Source organism: Streptomyces sp. NPDC051976 (assembly GCF_040680795.1).
GTDB lineage: Bacteria > Actinomycetota > Actinomycetes > Streptomycetales > Streptomycetaceae > Actinacidiphila.
The window spans coordinates 148,126-167,821 of sequence record NZ_JBFAXL010000005.1 but is presented as its reverse complement, the minus strand read 5'-3'; the positions used below and the strand labels follow the sequence as shown (position 1 = coordinate 167,821).

The following is a 19,696-nucleotide window of genomic DNA, read 5'->3' as shown; positions in this document are numbered from 1 at the left end:
TCGTCCCGAGAAGTGACGTACGGAACAGGCGCTCACTCGTCGATCAGGGGCCATGCTGGTGCGCACCCGTATGCCCTGTGTCGCCGCACCGCGCCGCCGCAGGACACCCCGCAAGGAGGAGAGATGCGCATACCGCCCCGGCTCGCCGCCGCGGCCGGACCCCTGTACCGGGAGCGGGTCTCCCGGGTCTACCTGGCGGTGGTCGCCGCCTCGCTGGCGCTGATGCTGCTGGACACGGCGGTGTTCTCGCACCGGGGCGCCTCCTTCACCGGCGTGCTGCTGGTGCTGCTCACCCTGCCCTGGACACCGCTGCTGTGGGCGCTGTTCGTCGCCGTCGGCGGGATGGACACGCAGGTGACGGCCTACGGCTGGTCCGGCTGGGCACTCACGGTGCTCGCCGCGCTGGTCTCGGCGGCCGTCAACGCGGCGCTGCTCGGCTTCGCGGCGCGGTACGCCCGCCGCCGCGCCCCGGCGGGCCGCTCCACGCACTGACCCGCCCGGACCGAGGTCACCGTCCGGCCGGCCGCGCCCCGGACCCGCTCCGGGCCGCGGGCCCGCACGCGCGGCGGCGGTTTCTCGCGCGCCCGCCCGGCAGCCGCCCACCCGCGCCCCGGACCTGCCCGGCAGCCGCGAACCCGCCCAGGTCACGCCCCTGTGGATCTCGACCCACCCCCCTGCCACCTGCGACAATCCGCGCATGGAGACAGCGGGACCGGGCAGCGCGGGCAGCGGCGACGAGGCGACGGCGGCAGCGCCGTACGCCGCGACGGCCGGGTTCATCGACACCCTGCGCCGTGAGGGCGGCCGGCTCGCCGACGCGGCGGAGGGCGCCGGGCTCGACGCGCCGGTGCCGACCTGCCCCGAGTGGCGGGTACGCGATCTGGTGGCGCACACCGGCGCCGTGCACCGCTGGGCCACGGCATACGTCGCCGAGGGCCGGACGGAGCCGGAGGACTGGGACGAGACGACGCCCGGTGACGCCGGACTGGTCGACTGGTACCGGGAGATTCACCGGGGTCTCGCGGACGCGCTCAGCGCCGCGCCCGCCGATCTGACCTGCTGGTTCTTCCTGACCGCGCCGTCCGCGCTGGCGTTCTGGGCCCGGCGCCAGGCACATGAGGTGACCATCCACCGGGTCGACGCCGAGGCCGCGTGCGGCCGGCCCCCGACCCCCGTCGAGGCCGCCTTCGCGGCGGACGGGATCGACGAACTGCTCGCGGGTTTCCACGGCCGCTCCCGCAGCCGGTTCCGCTCCGACCGGCCGCGCTCGCTGCGGGTCCGCGCGCTGGACGCGCCCGACGGCGGCGACTGGCTCGTACGGCTGTCGGCGGAGGCCCCGGTGGTCGTACACGACACGCCCGAGCAGCCCGCGGACTGCACGGTGACGGGCTCGGCGCAGGACCTGTACCTGGCGCTGTGGAACCGGGGACCGTACGAGAAGCTGACGGTGGCGGGCGACGACGGTCTGCTCGACCTGTGGCGGCGGACGGGCGCGATCACCTGAGGTGGCGCGGCGGGGTGCGGCCTTCGTACGGCCGCTCCCGCGCGCGGAAACCGCTCAGCCCTGGACGAGCATCCGCTCCAGCACCGCGCGGTGCACGGGCCGGGTCTGCTCGTAGCGGTCGCGCCCGCTGTCGGTGATGGCGACGCGCACACCGCGCCGGTCCTCGCTGCAGATGCAGCGCTCGACGAGCCCGTCCTTCTCCAGCCGCGCGACCAGCCGGGACAGGGCGCTCTGGCTCAGATGCACCCGGTCGGCGAGTTCCTGCACGCGGAAGGCGAGGCCGCCGTCCTGCGGGTCGCCGCTGGCGAGGACGTCGAGCACCTCGAAGTCGCTCGCGCCGAGACCGTACTGGTGCAGTTCGCGGTCCAGCTCACATGCCGTGCGGGCGTGGATGGCGAGGATCTCCCGCCATTCGGTCACGAGCGCCCGCTCACCTTTGTCGCCGGTCATGTACTGCACGGTAGCAGAAAACGGACCCGTATGCACGGGCATTAAATGCGTTTGCATTTGATGCGTGCGCATGTAGTGTCTTCCCCATGACCTCTCCGTCAACCACCGTCCCCCGCACCGAAGAGCGCTGGAGCGCCTTGCAGTGGGGCACGCTGTTCGTGCTCTGCGCCGCGCTCTTCCTCGATGCACTCGATGTGTCGATGGTCGGTGTGGCACTGCCCTCGATCGGCCACGACCTCGACCTGTCGACGTCCTCCCTCCAGTGGGTCGTCAGCGGCTACATCCTCGGCTACGGCGGCCTGCTGCTGCTCGGCGGCCGCGCGGCCGACCTGCTCGGCAGGCGGCGCGTCTTCCTCGTCGCCCTGGCCGTGTTCGCCGTCGCCTCGCTGCTCGGCGGCCTCGTCGACTCCGGTTCGCTGCTGATCGCCACCCGGTTCATCAAGGGTCTGAGCGCCGCGTTCACCGCGCCCGCGGGCCTGTCGATCATCACCACCACCTTCGCCGAGGGGCCGGTGCGCAACCGGGCCCTCACCATCTACTCGAGCTGCGGCGCCACCGGCTTCTCCATGGGCCTGGTGCTCTCCGGCTTCCTCACCGAGGCGGGCTGGCGCTGGACGATGCTGCTGCCCGCGCCGATCGCGCTGGCCGCGCTGATCGCCGGACTGAAGCTGATCCCCAAGAGCCCGCGGGAGAACACCCAGGGCCGCGGTTACGACCTGCCGGGCGCCGTCACCGGCACCGCGTCGATGCTGCTGCTGGTGTTCACCGTCGTCTCGGCGTCCGACGCCGGCTGGGCCTCGGCCCGTACGCTCGGCTCCTTCGTCGGGGTCGCGGCGCTGCTGGCGGCCTTCGTCGCCATCGAGACGCGTTCGTCCCACCCGCTGATCCGGCTCGGCGTGCTGCGGTCCTCCAGCCAGATCCGCGCCAACATCGGCGGCGCCACCTTCTTCGGCTCCTACATCGCCTTCCAGTTCCTGGTCACGCAGTACCTGCAGAACGTGCTCGGCTACAGCGCGATGCAGACCGCGCTCGCCTTCCTGCCGGCCGGTGCGCTGGTGGCGATCCTGTCCACCCGGATGGGCCCGATCGTGGACCGGTTCGGCACCCTGCGGGTGATCGCGGTCGGCTTCACCTTCCTGGTGATCGGGTACGCGCTCTTCCTCCGGATCGGGCTGCACCCGAACTACGCGACCACCATCCTGCCCTCGATGCTGCTGCTCGGCGGCGCGTTCGCCCTGGCCTTCCCGTCCCTCAACATCCAGGCCACCAACGGCGTCAAGAACGAGGAACAGGGCATGGTCTCCGGCCTGCTCAACACCTCCTTCCAGGTCGGCGGCGCCATCTTCCTCGCCGTGGTCACCGCGGTGGTCACCTCCGGCACCGGCAAGCACGCGGCGACCAAGCAGGCCATCCTCGACAGCTACCGCCCCGGCCTCTGGGTCGTCGGCCTGATCGGCCTCGCGGGCCTGATCGTCACGGCCACCGGCCTGCGCACCCGCCGCCCCTCCCACGGCATCCTCGTCGCCTCCTCCGCCGACTTCGATGCCACCGCCACAGTGCCCCACCAGGCCGAGGCGGACCGCGCCGAGCAGATCGCCCTCCGCGACTGACCACCCCGGGTTCCCCGTCCGTCCCCACCCACCCACCAGCAGGCCCCGCGCGAGGAGGACCGCGCGGGGCCTGCCGCACGCTCCTGACACGGCCGCCCCGAACCCACCACACGTCAGCCAACGGTGTGTCAATTCGGCCGTATGGGCGAACTTTGGGGGTGGTGGGGGTGGCGGGGTGGTTAATCGCGGGGCTGGGTGTGAAGGGAGTGGCAGACTGAAATCGACTGCGACGTGACGGGGAGGAGCGGGGGATGCGCAGGAGTCGTTCGTCCTCCGAGCGGGAGGCGGCCACCGTGGAGATCGTGTATGCGGCGGCTGCGGGCGCGGTGCTCGCGGCGGTGGGGTTCCTGGTGTTGGCGATTCCGGTGCTCGCGGGGCAGGCGCACGGGGAGGCCCGTAAGGGATGGTTCACCGCGGCGGTGATCGTGGCCGCGGCGGCGTTCTGCGGGCGGGTGGCGGTGACGCTGCGGCGCTTCGAGCGGCAGAGCCGGCTGCGGGAGCAGGCCGCGGCGGCCCAGGCGGCCGGGGGTGACCCGGCGACGGTGGGGGCGGGGGGTCAGCCGAGCCAGCCGGGTCTGACCAGCCCCGACTCATAGGCGAGGACCACGAGTTGGGCCCGGTCGCGGGCGCCCAGCTTCACCATCGCGCGGCTGACGTGCGTCTTGGCGGTGAGCGGGCTGACCACCAGCCGGCGGGCGATCTCGTCGTTGGAGAGCCCGATCCCGACCAGCGCCATCACCTCACGCTCGCGCTCGGTGAGCTGTCCGAGGGCGACCGACTCCGCGGGCACCTTCGAGCGGGCGGCGAATTCGGCGATCAGTCTGCGGGTGACACCGGGTGAGAGCAGCGCGTCGCCCTCCACCACCGCCCGTACCGCGCGCAGCAGTTCCTCGGGCTCGGTGTCCTTGACCAGGAAGCCGGACGCCCCGGCGCGGATCGCCTCGAAGACGTACTCGTCGAGCTCGAAGGTGGTCAGTATCACCACCTTGACCTCGCCGAGCGCCGCGTCGGCGGTGATGGCGCGGGTCGCGGCGAGCCCGTCCATCAGCGGCATGCGGATGTCCATCAGGACGGCGTCCGGCGTCAGTTCGCCGACCAGGCGCAGCGCCTCGGCGCCGTCCGCCGCCTCGCCGACCACCTCGATGTCGCGCTGCGCGTCGAGCAGGGCCCGGAATCCGGCGCGCACCAGCACCTGGTCGTCGGCGAGCAGTACGCGAATCATGGACGCTCCTCGGCCGCGGGGGCGAGGGTGCCCGCGCTGTCGTCCGCCGGGGTTCCGGCGCCCGTCGATGGTACGGAGTGCGGCAGCCGGGCCAGCACCCGGAAGCCGCCGTCGGGCCGCGGGCCGGTCTCGATCGTGCCGCCGAGCGCGGCGGCACGCTCCCGCATGCCGACCAGCCCGTTGCCGCCGCCGCTCTCGCCGCCGGTGACCGCGGGCCCGTCGTCGTCGACCCGCACCTCGACGCAGCCGGGCAGATAGCGCAGCCCGATCCGCGCGCTCCTGGCGCCGGAGTGCCGCACGATGTTCGTCAGCGCCTCCTGGACGATCCGGAAGGCGGCGAGGTCCGCGCCGGGCGGCAGCGGGACGCGGTCGCCCTCGACGCTGACCTCGGCGGCGAGCCCGGCCGCCGTTGCCTGCTCGACCAGTTCGGGCAGCCGGTCGAGGCCGGGCGCGGGCGAGCGCGGCGCCTCCCCGGGAGCGCGCAGGGTGCTGAGCACCTGCCGCACCTCCCCCAGCGCCTCCTTGCTGGCCGCCTTGATGGTGACGAGCGCGGTACGCGCCTGCTCGGGCCGCTCGTCCATCAACGCGAGCGCGACCCCGGCCTGTACGTTGATCACCGAGATGCTGTGCGCGAGCACGTCGTGCAGTTCGCGGGCGATCCGCAGCCGCTCCTCGCCGACCCGGCGCCGCTCGGCCTCCGCCCGCTCGCGCCGTTCCCTGACGATCCGTTCGCGCCGCACCCGGAACAGCTCCGCCGCCGCGAGCACCGCGAGCAGCCACGCGGCGGCGGCCGAGAGCTGCCCCCACGTCGTACGGGAGTCGCCGGAGGGCGGCAGCCAGCGGTAGAGCCACTGGCCGACCAGTACATGGCAGGCCGCGACCACCGAGGCGACGACGAGCACCGCCCGGCGGTGCCCCGCGACGACGGCGCTGAACCAGGAGACCACCAGGCTGGCGAAGACCGGGCCGTAGGGGTAGCCGAGCGCGACATAGGCGAGGGTGACCGCGCTGGTCCCGGCCGCCACCGCGACCGGGTGGCGGCGGCGCGCGAGCAGCAGTGCGGGACCGGCCAGCAGCAGCGCGTACCCCAGCGGGTCGAGTGCGACCCGTTCGGGCTGGTGGCGTCCGGCCACGCTGGAGCCGGCCACCTGGAGGAAGGCCAGTGCGAGCGCGGGCAGCCAGACGGGGCGCACGCCCTGGATCCAGCGGCGCTCGGGCCGGGGCGGCTCCTCGTAGGTCATGTTCCCCACGCTAGACCGCCGCCGACCTGGCGGGCGTCCGCCGGACGGGGACACCACGGCTACTTCACCGGGAGTACGCCGCCCCTTCCGCGGTGGGCCCGGTCTCCGGGCCGCGCAGCCCTATCTGCAGTGCGATCGCCGCGGCCGACTGCGCGAAGAACTCGCGGCGGGCCTCGATGACCCTGTTGAACTGCCCGAAGATCTCGAAGCTGAGCAGACCGAAGAGCTGGGCCCAGGCCGCCACCATCGCGGCGATGGTCGGCAGCGGGAGTTCGGGGGCCAGCTCGGCGGCGAGGCGGGTGGCGTCCGTGCCCACCGGAGCGGACAGCGGGCGGCCGGTCGGCGCCGCGAGCAGGCCCGCGGTGTGAGCGTCGCGGACCACGGTGATCAGGACCAGGGCGACCCGGGACGCGGGGCCGACGGTGGCCTGCGGGGCGACGTAGCCGGGCACGGGCGAGCCGTAGATCAGGGCGTACTCATGGGGGTGGGCGACCGCCCACTCCCCGGCGGCGGCGCAGACCGCGACCCAGCGGTCGACGGGCTCGGCGTCGCCCGCGGCGGGCAGCGCCTCCTCGGCGACGGCGCCGATCGCGTCATAGGCGTCGATGATCAGCGCGGTGAGCAGGTCGTCGCGGCTGGGGAAGTAGCGGTAGAGCGCCGAGGAGACCATGCCCAGCTCGCGGGCGACCGCCCGCAGCGACAGCCGTACGGCGCCCTCGGCCGCCAGCTGCCGTCTGGCCTCCTCCTTGATCGCTGCGGTCACTTCGACTCTGGCCCGTTCCCTGGCACCGCGGATCACACTCATGGGGCCAGTCTGCCATCCGGCAGAGCATCGGCCAACAACGAGAGCACTGCTCTTGCTTTTCCCTGTACGGCCCTGCACACTGTTCTCAAGCGAGAGCACCGCTCACAGAAACAGGGGAAGTCATCATGTCCGAGCAGGCCCTGCACGTGAAGAAGCCCGGTTGGTTCACCGTCAACGTCTTCAACCGGACCGTCGCCTGGATGACCCGGCGCGGGCTGAGCGTCTGGGGCTCCCGGGTACTGGCGGTCCGCGGCCGCAAGAGCGGTGAGTGGCGGACCACCCCCGTGAACGTACTGACCCTCGACGGTGAGCGCTTCCTGGTGGCCCCCCGCGGCCACGTCCAGTGGACGTACAACATGCGGGCGGCCGGCGGCGGCGAACTGCGCCTGGGCAAGGGCGTCGAGGAGTTCACCGCCACCGAGGTCGGCGACGACGAGAAGCCGGCGATCCTGCGCGCCTACCTCAAGCGCTGGAAGGCGGAGGTCGGCGTCTTCTTCAACGGTGTCGGCCCGGACTCGTCCGAGGAGGACCTGCGGCGGATCTCGCCCGACCACCCGGTGTTCCGGATCCACCCCGCCGCCGGCGCGTGACGGCGGCGGGCGGCTTACCGCCGCACACCCCCGGACGACCGCCGCACACCCTCAGGCCCGGTTGACGTTCTCCAGAGCGCGCCGGGCCAACGGGTGGGTACGGACCAGTTCGGCCAGCGAGCTCTTGCCGCGGGTGATCCCGGCGAAGGCGCGCCAGGCGGGCGGGAAGGTGGTGAGCACGGCGTGCAGCATGCCGGGCCGGCGCTCGAAGAGCGTGAGCATCCGGCGCCCCACACCCATCTCCACCCCGAGGCCCGCCTTCACCGCGAAGGCGTAGTTGAGTGCCTGGCGCCTGGCGTCGACCGCGTCGTGCGACTCGGCGATCCGCACCGCCCACTCCCCCGCCATCCGGCCCGACCGCAGCGCGTAGGAGATGCCCTCACGGGTCCAGGGCTCCAGCAGCCCGGCGGCGTCGCCGCAGACCAGGACGCGGCCGCGGGAGAGCGGCGAGTCGTCGGCGCGGCAGCGGGTCAGATGGCCGGAGGAGACGCTGGGCTCGAAACCGGCCAGGCCCAGCCGGGCGATGAAGTCGTCGAGATAGCGCTTGGTGGCGCCGCCGTCGCCGCGGGCGGAGATGACGCCGACGGTGAGCGAGTCGCCCTTGGGGAAGACCCAGCCGTAACTGCCGGGCAGCGGGCCCCAGTCGATGAGCACCCGGCCCGCCCAGTCCTCGGCCACGGACGCGGGCACCGGGATCTCCGCCTCGAGACCCAGGTCGACCTGGTCCAGCTTCACTCCGACATGAGCGCCTATCCGGCTGGCACTGCCGTCGGCGCCGACCACCGCGCGGGCGTAGACGGTCTCGTCCTCCCGCTTGGCGCCCGCTCCCCCGCTGTTGAGCACCACGGCGACCGTACGCCGGTCGGGGACGCCGGGGCCGTGCTGCTCGACGCGGGAGACGGTCACCCCGGTACGCACCTCGGCGCCCGCCTCGCGGGCCGCGTCCACCAGACCGGCGTCGAAATCCGGCCGGTTGATGAGCCCGAAGAGCATCTGCCGGGAGCGCTTGGTACGCGCCAGCCGCCCGTTGAGGCTGAAGGTGACGGCGTGCACCCGGTCCATCAGGGGCAGTTCGAAGCCGGGCGGCAGCGCGTCCCGGGACGGGCCGATGATGCCGCCGCCGCAGGTCTTGTACCGCGGCAGCTCGGCCTTCTCCAGGAGCAGCACCCGGCGGCCGGTCACCGCCGCGGCGTGGGCCGCCGACGCTCCGGCCGGTCCCGCACCGATCACCACGACGTCCCAGACCTCGGGCGTCTCGTGGTCCTCCGCACCGCTGTCCTGCGCCGCCTGCTCACCGCTCACGTCTGATTCCGCTCCCGCTCGGCCGGTCCGGCTGTGTCGCCCCTGTTCAGCCGCATCCTATTGCGCCCGTCGGGAACAGCTCGCTGTGGCACCATCGGCAGCGACCCGTTGTGTGCACCAACCACCCCTGGTGCCGTCAGATTCCGACACATTCCTACGAGGAGCATCCGATGCCCAGCGTTCCGCTCTCCGAGACCGTGGCCTCCCTGATTCCCCGCGCCCGCGCCGAACTGGCCGAGCTGGTGGCGTACGCCTCGGTGGCCGACGAGCGGGTCTTCCCCAGGAGCGAGTGCGAGAAGGCCGCCGCCTGGGTGGCCGACGCGCTGCGCCAGGAGGGCTTCCAGGACGTGGCCCTGCTCGACACGCCGGACGGCACCCAGTCGGTCTACGGGCTGCTGCCCGGCCCGGCCGGCGCGCCGACCGTACTGCTCTACGCCCACTACGACGTGCAGCCGCCGCTGGACGAAGCGGCGTGGCTGTCCCCGCCGTTCGAGCTGACCGAGCGCGACGGCCGCTGGTACGGGCGCGGCGCGGCCGACTGCAAGGGCGGCCTGCTGATGCACCTCACCGCGCTGCGGGCGCTGCGCGAGCACGGCGGCGCCCCGGTGACCGTGAAGGTCATCGTCGAGGGCTCCGAGGAGCAGGGCACCGGCGGCCTGGAGCGCTACGCGGAGGCGCACCCCGATCTGCTGACCGCGGACGCGATCGTCATCGGCGACGCGGGCAACTTCCGGGTGGGGATGCCCACGGTGACCTCGTCGCTGCGCGGCATGGTGCTGATGGAGGTACGGGTCGCCACCCTGGAGGGCAATCTGCACTCCGGTCAGTTCGGCGGCGCCGCGCCGGACGCGCTCGGCGCGCTCATCCAGATGCTGGCCTCGCTGCGCGACGCGACCGGCGCGACCACCATCGACGGGATCGACGCGTCGGGCGAGTGGTCGGGGCTGGCCTACCCGGAGGACGACTTCCGGCGGGACGCCAAGGTGCTCGACGGCGTGGAACTGGTCGGCGGCGGCACCCTCTCCGACCGGCTGTGGGCCCGGCCCTCGGTCACGGTGCTCGGCATCGACGCGCCGCCCGTCGTCGGCGCCACCCCGTCCGTCCAGGCCACGGCGGGCGCCCTGGTGAGCCTGCGGGTGCCGCCGGGCTTCGACGCCGGTCGGACCGCCGAGGCGCTCAGCGCGCACCTGAAGGCGGCGGCGCCCTGGGGCGCCAGGGTCGAGACGACGCAGCGCGGCAGCGGCCAGCCCTTCCGCGCCGACACCGGCAGCCCGGCGTACTCGGCGATGGCCGACGCCATGCGGGAGGCGTACGGCGAGGAGTTGGCGATCGCCGGGCAGGGCGGCTCGATCCCGCTGTGCAACACCCTGGCGACGCTCTACCCGGAGGCCGAGATCCTGCTCATCGGGCTGAGCGAGCCCGAGGCGCAGATCCACGCGGTCAACGAGAGCGTCTCCCCGGAGGAGTTGGAGCGGCTCTCACTGGCGGAGGCGCTCTTCCTGACCCACTACGCGGCCTCCAAGTCCGCCTGACCCCGCGCGCGGGATCCGCCGCCGGGGTGCGATCGGCGGGACCGGGATCCCGGGCCCAGGGATCGCACCGGCCCGGGCCCGGGCTACGGCCCCCGGCGCGGAAGTCCGGCTCCCCGGCCGGGCGCTGGGCCCGGGCCGTGTGTCCGCGAGGTCTCGACCGGCGGGGCCCGGGCGGCGGAGCCCGGGCCGCACCGGTCTACCTCCGCCGGAGGCGGCTATTCCGGAGGGTGGCCGCCCTCCAGGTTGAGGGGGCAGCCCTGTTCGCGGGCGCGCAGGGCCCAGCGCAGCCGGTCGAGGCGAACGGGGGGCAGCAGGTCGGCGGCCTCGTCCTCGGTGACGAAGCGCCAGCCGCGCAGTTCGGCCTCGGGCAGCAGCAGCCGGCCGATGTCGGCCTCGCCGACCGTGCCGCCGTCGAAGAGCAGCCGGATGCCGCCGTAGCCGGGCGGGCGCGGCGGCTCCCAGTCGACGACCAGCAGGTCGAGTCCGCCGGTGAGTTCGAGGCCGAGTTCCTCCGCGACCTCGCGGCGCCCGGCCCGGGTGGGCGACTCGCCGCGCTCCACGACGCCGCCGGGGAACTCCCAGCCGGGCTTGTACGTGGGGTCCACGAGCAGCACCCGGCCGTCGTCGTCGAAGAGCAGCACCCCGGAGGCCACCGTCTCGGCCCGCGGTTCCGGGGTCTGGACGATGCCGCAGGACCCGGCGCCCCGGCCGACGGCCTCGGTGACGCGCAGCGCGGTCTGCCGCGGCGTCAGTCCCTCGGTGGGCAGCCGGTAGGCGTCGGCCAGCAGCCAGGGCAGCGCGTCGGCGTAGTCGGCGATCCGGTCCAGCGCCCAGGCGCGAGCCTGGGCGGTCGCCTCCGGACCGCCCGGGTGGTCGTCACGGGCCGCGATCCGCTCGCGCAGGATCGTTTCTCCAGGGTCGAGCAGCACATGCCGGACGTCGATGCCGCGGGAGGCCAGACCACCGAAGATCTCGTCCCGGTACTCCTGCCGCAGCAGTGCCATCGGGGCGATCAGGACGCCGCCGACCTCGTGCAGCAGGGCGGCGGCCGTCTCGACCACCAGCCGCCGCCAGACGGCCAGTTCCTGGTAGTCGGTGACCTCCTGGAGGCTCTTCTCGGGCAGCAGCTGGCGCAGGCAGCCGCCGACCACCTCCGGGTCGTACAGGGTGCTCTCCGGTATCAGGTCCAGCATCTCGCGTGCCGCGAGCGTCTTGCCCGCGCCGAAAGCCCCGTTCAACCAGATGATCACGGTGCCCCCTTTTCCGTAGACCCCTACGAATTGCCCGGATCATCGGCACCGGCAAACGCGCCGGATCCCGAGGTGGCGCGGACCGGACGCAGCAGGCGCCGGGGGACGGCCAGAGTGACCGAGACCGGGTCGTCACGCAGTGCGCCGCCCGGCCGCGGATGGGGGCGCATCTCGACGTCCGCCGGGGGCACCAGGTGCGCCCCGCAGGCCGGGCAGCCGCCGCCCGCGCCCAGGCGGGTGCCGCAGGCGGCGTGGTGGAAGGTCCGCGACGGCCCGTCCACGGTGGCGTGCCGCGATCCCCAGTAGCCGAGACCGTGCACGGCGGGCCACAGTTCGAGCCCCGCGTCGGTGAGGACGTAGTCGTAGCGCGGCGGCGACTGCTGGTACGCCTCCTTGCGCAGCACTCCCGCGTCGGTGAGGGCGGCCAGCCGGGCGGTGAGGACCGCGCGCGGGATGTCGAGATGGGCGAGGAAGTCGCCGAACCTGCGGACGCCGTAGAAGGCGTCCCGCACGATCAGCAGGCTCCAGCGCTCCCCCACCACCTCCAGGGCGCGGGCGAGCGAGCAGTCCTGGTGCGCGTAGTCCGTCCCGAGTGCCATGCCCCCACCGTACTACTCGGTTCATTCACCAGACTGACCGTGCTAGCCTGCGGAGGGTCGGAGTGAGTTCGTTCACCAGACTCACCGTCCTCTTTTGTGCCGCCGTTGGGGGAACGCCTTTATGAACACCCCGGATGTACGCAGCCCGGAGCCGTCGCCCGCCGTGGCGGGTGCGAGAGCGGAGGGGGGCGCGAAGGCGGCCGACGGCGCGCGGTCGTCCGTCCCACCGCGGGTGGCCGCGGGCAGGCCGGGCCCGGGGGCCGGGATCACGCTGTTCACCGTGGGACTCGGCACCCTGGTGACGCTGATGGCCTTCACCGCGCCCAGCACCACGCTGACCGCCACCGTGCGCGGCCTGCACGCCGGTCCCGTCGCCCAGACCTGGATCTTCACCGGCACCCCCGTGGGCCTGGCCGCCCTGCTGCTCGTCATGGGCAGCGCCGCCGACGCCCGCGGCCGCAGGCGGGTCTTCGGCGCGGGCGCCGTCCTGCTGACGCTCGCCAGCGCCCTGTCGGCGGCCGCGCCCGGGACCGCGGTGTTCCTCGTCGGCCGTGTGCTGCAGGGCGCGGGCAGCGCGGCCGTCCTGGCCGCGGGGCTCGGCCTGATCGCCCACACCCACCCGGCGGGACCGCACCGCGTCCGTGCCATCGGCATCTGGGGCGCCACCCTCGGCGGCGCCATCGCCCTCGGCCCGGTCTACGCGGCCCTGATCACCCAACTCCTCGGCTGGCGCTCCCTCTACTGGGGTCTGGCCCTGCTCTCCGCCGCGGCGGTCGCGCTGACGACAGCCGTACCGGAGTCACGCGCCGAGGACGCGCGGCGGCTCGACCCGTGGGGCGCCCTGACGCTGGCGGCCGGGACCGCCGCCCTGGTGGCCGGGTTCGGTGAGGGGCGCGGCGGCTGGCTGCGGCCGCTGGTGCTCGCACTGCTGGCCGCCGGGGTGGTGCTGCTCGCGCTCTTCGCCGTCGTCGAGCGCCGGGTCGCCGCGCCGATGCTCGATCCCGCACTGTGGCGCGGGCCCGACTTCCTCGCCGCCGGGGTCGGCGCCCTGGTCACCGGTCTGTCGGTGATCGGCCTGATGAGCTATCTGCCGACCGTGCTGCAGATCGCGCTGGACATGAGCCCGCTGTCCGCCAGCCTGCTGCTGGTCGTCTGGTCGGGCCTGTCCGTGGTCTCCGCCCTGCAGGCCCGTCGCCTGGCGCCGTACGCCGCCGCGAGCACCCAGGTGGCGCTCGGCCTCCTGCTCTCCTCGGTCGGCCAGGCCCTGCTCTACGGCCTCCACGCGGGCGGCTCCCCCGCCCGCCTGGTCCCGGGCCTCGCCGTCGCGGGCGTCGGCAGCGGCATCCTCAACGCCGCCCTCGCCCGCCTCGCCGTCTCCAGCGTCCCCGCCGACCGCAGCGCGATGGGCTCGGGCGCCAACAACACCGCCCGCTACGTCGGTTCCGCCCTCGGCCTCGCCCTCACCGTCGCCGTCATCACCGCCCCCACCAGCACCACCCACCCAGCAGCAGCCATCGCCACCGGCGCCAACCACGCCGCCCTCCTCAGCGCCACCCTCAGCCTCACGGGCGCCGCAGCGGTCCTCCTACTGGCCCGCCGCACCCACCACGAGGCCAGGCGCGGCGCCTGAGCGGCACTCAGGCACGGCGCGAGCGGCGCGCCGCGCCGACCCCGGCATGCCCCCGGACCAACCCCACCCGGACCCGCACCGCCAACCACACCGCGACGCTCGCGTGGGCCCGGCCACCCGGACTCGCAGCCCCCCGGGCCGCAGCACGCGGGCGGCAGGAGCGGGGTCGCCGACCGAGCACGCGCCCCGCGCACCCGGGATGCGCGGTCCGGCGGCGCCGCGTCCGCGGCGCCGCCGTACGCCGACCTCGGTCACCGCACCTCGGCCCCCTGCGGGCGCGCCATGCGCGCGCATCGCCGGGCATCGGCCTCCGAGCCACCACGCACGACCGGGCGGAACGGGCCGCGGTCCCCGGCCTCGAGCCGCCACGCCCCGTCCCTGCCGCCGCAGCCCGCAGCAAGCGGCGGCCGTGCCCCCGCGCCTCGGGGCACCGCTCTACGCCTCGCCCGGCGGCCCGCCGCGATTGTCCGCGGCCACCGCGGCGGGCGGGCTTCAGGCGGTCGGCGCGTAAGCCGTGAATTCGGGGAGTTTCAGCGCCTGAGCGGCGGCGGCCGCCGCGCCGACGAGGCCGGCGTCGGTGCCGAGTTTGGCGGGGAGGACGTCGACGGAGGAGGCGAAGGAGAGGGTGGCGTAACGGGCGAGGTGGTCGCGGAGGGGGGCGAAGAGGATGGGGCCGGCGCCGGCGACGCCGCCGCCGATGACGGCCACGTGGATCTCGACCAGGGTGGCGGTGGCGGCGATGCCCGCGGCGAGGGCCTGGGCGGCGCGGTCGAAGGAGGCCAGGGCGACGGGGTGGCCGGAGCGCGCGGCGGCGGCGACGGCCGCCGCGGTGGGCTCGGTGCCCGCGGGCGGCAGCCAGCCGCGGTCGAGGGCGCGGCGGGCGATGTTGGGCCCGCTGGCGATGCGTTCGACGCAGCCGCGCGAGCCGCAGGGGCAGGGATCGCCGTCGAGGTCGACGCTGATGTGGCCGATGTGCCCGGCGTTGCCCGTCGGACCGGGCAACAGGGCGCCACCGAGCACCAGACCGCCCCCGACCCCGGTCGACACGACCATGCACAGCGCGTTGTCGTAGCCGCGGGCCGCGCCCTGCCAGTGCTCGGCCGCGGTCATGGCGACCCCGTCGCCGGTCAGCACCACGGGCAGCCCGCCGACCGCCTCCGACACCCGCGCGACCAGCGGGAACTCCCGCCAGCCCGGCACGTTCACGGGACTGACGGTGCCGTGGGCGGCGTCCACCGGACCCGCGCTGCCGATGCCGACGGCCACCACCGCGGGCCAGTCGGGGTCGGCCCGCAGTTCCCCGAGCACTTCGGCGACCGCGTGCAGTACGGTTTCACCGTCGCCCCCCGCCGGGGTCGGCCGCAGTGACCGCGCGGTGAGGCGGCCCTCCGCGTCCACCAGAGCACCGGCGATCTTCGTACCGCCGATGTCCAGTGCGGCCACCAGTGGACCTGTCGCGCCATGAAGGTGCATCGCTCGGGGGTCTCCTCATTCCGTCCGTGCCGCCGGGGGTTCCGCGGAAACGGTCCCAGGGGTAGTCTCGCCTGTCTCTGACAACGTTGTCCATCTCTTCCCGCAGGGAATACTACGACCGTGACCCACACTCCTGGACGTGTCCCCCGGCCCACCATGAAGGATGTCGCCGCGCGAGCGGGCGTCGGACTCAAGACGGTCTCGCGGGTGGTGAACGAGGAACCGGGCGTCACCCCGGACACCGTCGCGCGGGTCCAGGCGGCGATCGACGCCCTCGGCTTCCGCCGCAACGACAGCGCGCGGCTGCTGCGTACCCGCCGCACCTCCAGCGTCGGCCTGGTGCTGGAAGACCTCGCCGACCCCTTCTACGCACCGCTCAGCCGCGCCGTCGAGGACGTGGCGCGGGCCCACGGCGCGCTGCTGTTCACCGGGTCGAGCGCCGAGGACCCGCGGCGCGAGCAGGAACTGGTGCTGGCCTTCTGCGCCCGCCGGGTGGACGGCCTGATCGTGGTGCCCGCGGGCGACGACCACCGCTATCTGACCCCGGAGATCGAGGCGGGCGTCGCCACCGTCTTCGTGGACCGCCCCGCGGGCCGGATCGACGCCGACGTGGTGCTCACCGACAACGCGGGCGGCACCCGGGACGGCGTCGCCCATCTGATCGCGCACGGGCACCGCAGGATCGCCTTCATCGGTGACCAGTCCGGCATCCACACCGCGGCCGAGCGGCTGCGCGGCTACCGCGAGGCGATGGCGGCGGCCGGGCTGCCGATCCGGCCCGAGTGGTGCTCGATGGGCCCGACCACCCCCGACCGGGTCCGCGCCGTGCTCGGGCCGATGCTGGAGGGGCCCGAGCCGGTGACCGCCCTCTTCGCGGGCAACAACCGCGTCACCGTCACCGCCGTACGCGTGCTGTCCGGCCACCCCGTGCCGGTGGCGCTGGTCGGCTTCGACGACTTCGAACTCGCCGACCTGCTCAACCCGGCGGTCACCGTCGTCGCCCAGGACTCCCCCGGGCTCGGCCGCAGCGCCGCCCAGCTGCTCTTCCGGCGCCTCGACGGAATAGCCGACGACAGCCCGCGCCGGGTCGAACTCGCCTGCCGGCTGATCGCCCGCGGCTCCGGCGAGATCCCCCCGCACGCGTAGCGCCGGGCGGCACGCCGGAGCGCCGGGGTGCGGGCGACCGTTCAGCGGCCCGCCAGGGCGTCCAGTTCCTGGCGGGTCAGACCGGTGCGCGCGGTGACCTCGGCGGGGTCGACGGCGCCGCAGTCGAGGCCGCGCAGCAGATAGCCGCTGAGCGCGCGGGCGGTGGCGGGTTCGTCCATCACGTCGCCGCCGGACTTGGCCACGTAGGCGGCGAGCCGGGCGGCGGAGGCGTCGAGGCCCTCGCGGTAGAAGGCGTAGACGGCCGCGTAACGCGTCGGCAGGTGGGCGGGGTGCATGTCCCAGCCCTGGTAGTACGCGCGGGCCAGGGAGCGGCGTACCAGGCCGTAGTGGAGCCGCCAGGCGGCGTGCACCTGCTCGGTCCCGCCGACCGGCAGCACATTGGTGGAGCCGTCGGACAGCCGTACGCCGGTGCCCGCCGCGGCGACCTGCATGACGGCCTTGGCGTAGTCGGCCGCGGGGTGGTCCATCGACTGGTGGGCGGCACTGACCCCGCAGGCCGCGCTGTAGTCGAAGGTGCCGTAGTGCAGCCCGGTGGCGCGGCCCGCGGCGGCGTCGATCAGCCGCGGCACGGTCGCGGTGCCGTCGGGGCCGAGGATCGACTGGGTGGTCTCGATCTGGATCTCGAAGCCGATCCGGCCCTCGGGCAGCCCCGCGGCCCGCTCGAACTCCCCGCACAGCCGCGCCATCGCGGCCACCTGCGCCGGGAAGGTGACCTTCGGCAGCGTGAGCAGCAGCCCGTCGGGCAGGCCGCCGCCGTCCAGCAGCGTGGTGAGGAAGAGGTCGAGGGTGCGGATGCCGCGGTCACGGACGGCGGCCTCCATGCACTTCATCCGGATGCCGACGTACGGCGGCGCGGCGCCGTCGGCGACCGCGGCGGTCACCAGCGAGGCGGCGGCGACCGCGGCGGCGTCCTCCTCGGCGTCGGGGCGCGGGCCGTAGCCGTCCTCGAAGTCGATCCGCAGGTCCTCCACCGGCTCGCGCTCCAGCTTCGCGCGGACCCGGTCGTACACCTCGGCGGCGAGGGCGTCGGGCAGGCCGACGACGGCGGCCAGGGCCGGGGCGTCGGGCGCGTGGGCGTCGAGCGCGTCCAGCGCCTGGCGGCCCCAGTCCCGTACGGTCCCGGCCGTGAAGGCGTCGGCGGGCACGTAGACGGTGTGCACGGGCTGCCGGGTGCCGGGGTCGCCCGGGTAGCGGCGGGCCAGTTCGGCGTCCGTGGCGGCCAGCGCCGCGCCGATCTCCGCCCGTACCGCGTCCGTCAGTGTCGTCCCGGCCGCCGCGCCGCCCGCAGACCCCTGCGCCATGTGCCACTCTCCCGAATTTCAACAAATCGTTGAAGCGGACGGTAGCTCCGCCGTAGGCCGAGGTCAACACCCGACCGGCTGGTGGCACGCCGGGGGCCGGGCACGCCGAAGGCCCCCGCACGCCGCGACGCGTACAGGGGCCTTCCGGTGGAGCGGGAGCGTCAGCCCTTGCGGGCCTTGATCTCGTCGGTCAGCTGCGGGACGACCTGGAAGAGGTCGCCGACGACGCCGTAGTCGACGAGGTCGAAGATCGGGGCCTCGGCGTCCTTGTTGACGGCCACGATGGTCTTCGAGGTCTGCATACCGGCGCGGTGCTGGATCGCGCCGGAGATGCCGTTGGCGATGTAGAGCTGCGGCGAGACCGACTTGCCGGTCTGGCCGACCTGGTTGGTGTGCGGGTACCAGCCCGCGTCCACCGCGGCGCGCGAGGCGCCGACGGCGGCACCGAGCGAGTCGGCGAGCGCCTCGATGATCGAGAAGTTCTCGGCGCCGTTGACGCCGCGGCCGCCGGAGACCACGATCGCGGCCTCGGTCAGCTCGGGACGCCCGGTGGACTCGCGCGGGGTGCGGGAGACGACCTTGGTGCCGGTGGCCAGCTCGCCGAAGGAGACGGCGAGCTGCTCGACGGTGCCGGCCGCGGGCGCGGCCTCGACGGGCGCGGAGTTCGGCTTCACCGTGATGACCGGGACGCCGTGGCTGACCTTGGACTTGGTGGTGAACGCGGCGGCGAACGCCGACTGCGTGGCGACCGGGCCGTCGGCGCCGGCCTCCAGGTCGGTGGCATCGGTGATGATGCCGGAGCCCAGGCGCAGCGCCAGGCGGGCCGCGATCTCCTTGCCCTCGGCGGAGGACGGCACCAGGACGGCGACCGGGGAGACGGCCTTGGCCGCGGCCTCCAGCGCGTCGACCTTCGGTACGACCAGGTAGTCGGTGAACTCGGGCGCGTCGGCGGCCAGCACGCGGACCGCGCCGTGCTCGCCGAGGACGGCGGCGGCGGTGTCGGCGCCGGCGCCCAGGTGGACGGCGACCGGCTCGCCGATCCGGCGGGCCAGCGTCAGCAGTTCGAGGGTCGGCTTGCGGACGGCACCGTCCACATGGTCGACATAGACGAGGACTTCACCCATGGGAATGCTCTCCTGCGGAATCGAAAGGGGTATGCGCGGCTTGGCTTGCGGCTGCTCGGCAGAGATCCGGGCGGGCTCGGACGACGAGCCCGCTCAGATGAACTTCTGCGATGCCAGGTACTCCGCGAGCTGCTTGCCGCCCTCGCCCTCGTCCTTCACGATCGTGCCCGCGGTGCGCGCGGGGCGCTGGGTGGCGTCCTGGACCGCGGTCCAGGCGCCGCCGAGGCCGACCTCGGCCGCGTCGAGACCCAGGTCGGACAGGTCGAGCGCCTCCACCGGCTTCTTCTTGGCCGCCATGATGCCCTTGAAGGACGGGTAGCGGGCCTCGCCGGACTGGTCGGTCACCGACACCAGCGCGGGCAGCGACGCCTCGAGCTGCTCGCTGGCCGCGTCGCCGTCGCGACGCCCGGAGACCTTGCCGCCCTCGACCTTGACCTCGGACAGGAAGGTGACCTGCGGGACGCCCAGCCGCTCGGCGAGCAGGGCGGGCACGACGCCCGCGGTGCCGTCGGTGGAGGCCATACCGGTCACGACCAGGTCGAAGCCCGCGTGCTCGATCGCCTTGGCGAGCACCAGCGACGTCCCCATGATGTCCGTGCCGTGCAGCGCGTCGTCCTCGACGTGGATCGCCTTGTGGGCACCCATCGACAGCGCCTTGCGCAGCGCGTCCTTGGCGTCCTCGGGACCGACCGTCAGCACGGTGATCTCGGCGTCGTCGGCGGCGTCGGCGATCTGCAGCGCCTGCTCGACGGCGTACTCGTCGAGCTCCGACAGCAGGCCGTCCACCGCGTCGCGATCGGTGGTCAGGTCCTCGGCGAAGTGACGGTCGCCCGTGGCGTCGGGCACGTACTTCACTGCGACTACGATCCTCAAGCTCACGCCTGCTCTCCTACCTA

At 74.2% G+C, this 19,696-nt stretch carries 19 protein-coding genes; 8 read left to right on the top strand and 11 right to left on the bottom strand.

Annotated features, from left to right (window positions below):
• The first annotated feature begins 123 nt into the window (after positions 1-123).
• Positions 124-492, top strand: coding sequence for a hypothetical protein (locus AB0M29_RS08160; RefSeq protein ID WP_365380661.1), 369 nt, complete (start codon positions 124-126; stop codon positions 490-492).
• Positions 493-697: 205 nt separating this feature from the next.
• On the top strand, positions 698-1,504 hold the full coding sequence (locus tag AB0M29_RS08155; protein WP_365380659.1) for a maleylpyruvate isomerase family mycothiol-dependent enzyme: 807 nt from the start codon (positions 698-700) through the stop codon (positions 1,502-1,504).
• A gap of 54 nt (positions 1,505-1,558) precedes the next feature.
• Here AB0M29_RS08155 and AB0M29_RS08150 read toward each other — a convergent pair whose 3' ends face one another.
• Entirely contained in the window at positions 1,559-1,954 is a 396-nt protein-coding gene (locus tag AB0M29_RS08150; RefSeq protein ID WP_365380656.1) for a MarR family transcriptional regulator, read from the bottom strand.
• Positions 1,955-2,040: 86 nt separating this feature from the next.
• Between AB0M29_RS08150 and AB0M29_RS08145 the strand changes: the two genes are divergently transcribed.
• Both AB0M29_RS08145 and AB0M29_RS08140 read left to right on the top strand, forming a co-directional pair.
• Positions 2,041-3,564 carry an MFS transporter gene (locus AB0M29_RS08145; protein WP_365380653.1) on the top strand — a complete coding sequence of 508 codons (1,524 nt, stop codon included), beginning with the start codon at positions 2,041-2,043 and terminating at the stop codon, positions 3,562-3,564.
• A 251-nt stretch (positions 3,565-3,815) separates the two neighbouring features.
• Positions 3,816-4,160 carry a DUF6332 family protein gene (locus AB0M29_RS08140; protein WP_365380651.1) on the top strand — a complete coding sequence of 115 codons (345 nt, stop codon included), beginning with the start codon at positions 3,816-3,818 and terminating at the stop codon, positions 4,158-4,160.
• Here AB0M29_RS08140 and AB0M29_RS08135 read toward each other — a convergent pair.
• The 3 genes from AB0M29_RS08135 to AB0M29_RS08125 all read right to left on the bottom strand — a co-directional run bounded on the left by AB0M29_RS08135 (position 4,121) and on the right by AB0M29_RS08125 (position 6,832).
• Positions 4,121-4,786 (bottom strand): response regulator transcription factor, encoded by a 666-nt coding sequence (locus tag AB0M29_RS08135; protein WP_365380648.1) that lies wholly within the window; start codon positions 4,784-4,786, stop codon positions 4,121-4,123. The two genes, AB0M29_RS08140 and AB0M29_RS08135, sit on opposite strands and share 40 nt — an antisense overlap.
• Positions 4,783-6,027 carry a sensor histidine kinase gene (locus AB0M29_RS08130; RefSeq protein ID WP_365380645.1) on the bottom strand — a complete coding sequence of 415 codons (1,245 nt, stop codon included), beginning with the start codon at positions 6,025-6,027 and terminating at the stop codon, positions 4,783-4,785. Before AB0M29_RS08130 ends, AB0M29_RS08135 begins: the two co-directional genes overlap by 4 nt.
• A gap of 64 nt (positions 6,028-6,091) precedes the next feature.
• Positions 6,092-6,832, bottom strand: coding sequence for a TetR/AcrR family transcriptional regulator (locus AB0M29_RS08125; RefSeq protein ID WP_365380642.1), 741 nt, complete (start codon positions 6,830-6,832; stop codon positions 6,092-6,094).
• 125 nt (positions 6,833-6,957) lie between these two features.
• On the opposite strand from AB0M29_RS08125, the gene AB0M29_RS08120 reads away from it, so the two are divergent.
• Positions 6,958-7,422 carry a nitroreductase family deazaflavin-dependent oxidoreductase gene (locus tag AB0M29_RS08120; RefSeq protein WP_365380639.1) on the top strand — a complete coding sequence of 155 codons (465 nt, stop codon included), beginning with the start codon at positions 6,958-6,960 and terminating at the stop codon, positions 7,420-7,422.
• A 51-nt stretch (positions 7,423-7,473) separates the two neighbouring features.
• On the opposite strand, the gene AB0M29_RS08115 is transcribed toward AB0M29_RS08120, so the two are convergent.
• Positions 7,474-8,724 carry a geranylgeranyl reductase family protein gene (locus tag AB0M29_RS08115; protein WP_365380637.1) on the bottom strand — a complete coding sequence of 417 codons (1,251 nt, stop codon included), beginning with the start codon at positions 8,722-8,724 and terminating at the stop codon, positions 7,474-7,476.
• Between the two features lie 170 nt (positions 8,725-8,894).
• Between AB0M29_RS08115 and AB0M29_RS08110 the strand changes: the two genes are divergently transcribed.
• Entirely contained in the window at positions 8,895-10,256 is a 1,362-nt protein-coding gene (locus tag AB0M29_RS08110; protein WP_365380635.1) for a dipeptidase, read from the top strand.
• Positions 10,257-10,471: 215 nt separating this feature from the next.
• Here the strand turns inward: AB0M29_RS08110 and AB0M29_RS08105 are convergent, their stop codons facing one another.
• A complete protein-coding gene (locus tag AB0M29_RS08105) occupies positions 10,472-11,506 on the bottom strand; it encodes an NUDIX domain-containing protein (RefSeq protein ID WP_365380632.1) in 1,035 nt (344 codons plus the stop codon).
• A gap of 23 nt (positions 11,507-11,529) precedes the next feature.
• Complete coding sequence (locus tag AB0M29_RS08100; RefSeq protein ID WP_365380630.1) at positions 11,530-12,105, bottom strand: helix-turn-helix domain-containing protein; 576 nt, start codon at positions 12,103-12,105, stop codon at positions 11,530-11,532.
• Between the two features lie 121 nt (positions 12,106-12,226).
• Here AB0M29_RS08100 and AB0M29_RS08095 point away from each other — a divergent pair, with 121 nt between their 5' ends.
• The gene (locus AB0M29_RS08095) at positions 12,227-13,735 is read left to right on the top strand and encodes an MFS transporter (RefSeq protein WP_365380627.1); all 1,509 of its coding nucleotides are present in this window, start codon (positions 12,227-12,229) and stop codon (positions 13,733-13,735) included.
• Positions 13,736-14,227: 492 nt separating this feature from the next.
• On the opposite strand, the gene AB0M29_RS08090 is transcribed toward AB0M29_RS08095, so the two are convergent.
• Positions 14,228-15,208, bottom strand: coding sequence for an ROK family protein (locus tag AB0M29_RS08090; RefSeq protein ID WP_365380624.1), 981 nt, complete (start codon positions 15,206-15,208; stop codon positions 14,228-14,230).
• A gap of 156 nt (positions 15,209-15,364) precedes the next feature.
• Here AB0M29_RS08090 and AB0M29_RS08085 point away from each other — a divergent pair, with 156 nt between their 5' ends.
• Positions 15,365-16,354, top strand: coding sequence for a LacI family DNA-binding transcriptional regulator (locus tag AB0M29_RS08085; RefSeq protein ID WP_365381030.1), 990 nt, complete (start codon positions 15,365-15,367; stop codon positions 16,352-16,354).
• A gap of 41 nt (positions 16,355-16,395) precedes the next feature.
• Here AB0M29_RS08085 and AB0M29_RS08080 read toward each other — a convergent pair whose 3' ends face one another.
• The 3 genes from AB0M29_RS08080 to AB0M29_RS08070 all read right to left on the bottom strand — a co-directional run bounded on the left by AB0M29_RS08080 (position 16,396) and on the right by AB0M29_RS08070 (position 19,679).
• Positions 16,396-17,676: an aldolase gene (locus tag AB0M29_RS08080; RefSeq protein ID WP_365380621.1), complete on the bottom strand. Its 1,281-nt coding sequence runs from the start codon at positions 17,674-17,676 to the stop codon at positions 16,396-16,398.
• A gap of 161 nt (positions 17,677-17,837) precedes the next feature.
• Positions 17,838-18,800 carry an electron transfer flavoprotein subunit alpha/FixB family protein gene (locus tag AB0M29_RS08075; RefSeq protein WP_365380618.1) on the bottom strand — a complete coding sequence of 321 codons (963 nt, stop codon included), beginning with the start codon at positions 18,798-18,800 and terminating at the stop codon, positions 17,838-17,840.
• Positions 18,801-18,893: 93 nt separating this feature from the next.
• Positions 18,894-19,679 (bottom strand): electron transfer flavoprotein subunit beta/FixA family protein, encoded by a 786-nt coding sequence (locus tag AB0M29_RS08070; RefSeq protein ID WP_365380616.1) that lies wholly within the window; start codon positions 19,677-19,679, stop codon positions 18,894-18,896.
• Positions 19,680-19,696: the final 17 nt, after the last annotated feature.